General features: G+C 77.6%; 1 protein-coding gene. It reads right to left on the bottom strand.

Features of this window, described 5'->3' with window-relative positions; genetic code table 11:
• The coding region (locus ACWCQ6_RS37190; RefSeq protein ID WP_451096921.1) for an AAA family ATPase at positions 1 to 1,593 on the bottom strand (1,593 nt) is incomplete at both ends.

Here is a 1,593-nt window from a genome sequence, read left to right as displayed (position 1 = left end):
GCCCGGGCCCGCAGGGCGGCGGCCCGGTCGTCGGCCAGGCCGAGCTCGGTGCGGTACCGGTACGCCCGCTCCAGGTGACCGCCGACCGCCGCCTCGCCCGCCGCCGTCACACTGGGCAGCTCGGACGCCCAGGCGTGCCGCTCGGCCTTGGCCCGCTTCGACAGGGAGGCGTACGCCACCTCCTGGACCAGACCACTGCTGAACCGGTGTCGCCCCGCGCCCGGTTCGCCGCCGGGCGCGGTCTCGACCAGCCGCCGTCCACGCAGCCGGGCCAGTGCCCGGGCGACCCGGCCGCGGTCGTCGTCCGGCGCGGACGCGTCGGTGCGGGCGGCCGGGCCGGTCCGGGCAGCGCCCTCCGCCTCACGTGCCGCCCGGGTCAGCCGGACGAGTTCCGGAGCGGTGAAGTCCCGGCCGACGACCGCGGCCAGGTCCAGGGTGGTGCGTTCGGCGCGCTCCAGAGCGCCGATCCGGGCACCGAGCAGCGCCTGCAGGGTCGGTGGCAGGGCCGCGCCCCGCACGTGGTGCGCACCCTTCGGCGCCGGTCCCGCCGAGTCCGGACCCGCCGGGACGAGGAGCTGTTCCAGGTAGAGCGGGTTGCCCTCGGCCCGGTCGTACAGATCACGGTCGTACGCGTCGGGGGCGGCCGGTGCGGCGTCGTCCGGGGCGGTTCCCGTGCCCGGCCGGGTCAGTTCGCGGGCCAGCAGGGCCGCCTCGTCGCACGGCAGTCCGGTGAGCGGCAGGAGCTGCGCCGGGCCCGCGACCGGGTCGGCGGCCGAAGGCCCGTCCGGGCGGCCCGGACACACGATGAGTCCGCCCGCCCGGCCGAGCGGCCCGGCCAGCCGGTTCACCGCCCGCACCAGCAGCGGCTCGGCCCAGTGCCAGTCGTCGAGGACCAGCAGGACCGGCCGTCGCCCCGCGGTCCGGGACAGCACGGTGATCAGCGCGGCGCACATGTCGTCGAACGGGGCATTGGGCGTGCCGTCGTGCAGCAGACCGCCGCGCAGCAGCGCCCACGCGTCCGCCACGGACGCGCCGGACCGCCCGGACGCCCCGTCCAGTGCCTCCCGGGCGACGGGCGAACCGAGCACCTCCCGCACCGCGTCGGCCAGTGGCGCCAGGGTGCCGTGGTCGCCGTAGCTGCGGCAGCGCCCGGTGCCGACGACCGGCCGCCCGGGTCCGCCGAGTCCGCTCAGCCACTCGCGCGCCAGCCGGGTCTTGCCGATCCCCGCGTCGCCGACGAGGCGGACCAGCCCCGGGCCCGTCCCTCGCGCCGTGCTCTCCAGCGCCTCGTCCAGCGCCGCCAGTTCCGCGGCGCGGCCGATGAACGGCACGTCGAAACGGCGCAGCAGCTCCGGGTCGTCGGCGCCGAGCGCGATCAGCCGGTACGCGTGCACGCTGTCGGTCTTGCCCTTGAGCCGCAGCGGGCCCGTCTCCTGCACGACCACGGTCGGACCGGCGGCCTCCAGGGTCTGCGGGCCGATCAGGATCTCGCCGGCCGCCGCGTTCTGCTCCAGCCGGGCCGCCACGTTCACCGTCTCGCCCGAGATCAGTGCCTGCCGGGTGCTGGCGTCGGAACTCGCCACCACCTGACCG

The organism is Streptomyces sp. NPDC001880 (assembly GCF_053594575.1).
This window is presented reverse-complemented; position numbering and strand designations above follow the sequence as displayed.